The sequence below is a fragment of the Ochrobactrum sp. SFR4 genome (genome assembly GCF_019730395.1).
In the GTDB taxonomy this organism is placed as follows: Bacteria; Pseudomonadota; Alphaproteobacteria; order Rhizobiales; family Rhizobiaceae; genus Pseudochrobactrum.
Map to the genome: position 1 here is coordinate 1 of NZ_JAAPBB010001209.1, position 244 is coordinate 244.

Annotated in this window: 1 pseudogene; it reads left to right on the forward strand. The window is 59.4% G+C overall.

The features are described from left to right. Positions 1-244 (forward strand): annotated as a pseudogene (locus HBA93_RS22880) (cytochrome P450); the annotation flags it as partial.

Sequence of the window (244 nt, forward strand, 5' to 3'; positions counted from 1 at the left end):
GGGATATGACCCTGCTGACCTATGATATTCTGGCGGAGACCTTGTTCTCCGGCGAGATTGCCGGTGATCCGAAGGAGTTCGCCCGTCAGACAGACCGGTTGTTTGAAACGATGGGACGGGTCGACCCGTTTGATCTGCTTGGCGCGCCGGACTGGCTGCCACGCCTGACGCAGTTGCGTGGCCGTCGTTCGCTCGGCTTTTTCCGCTCGATAGTTGCGCAGACCATTCAGCTGCGTAAAGACCG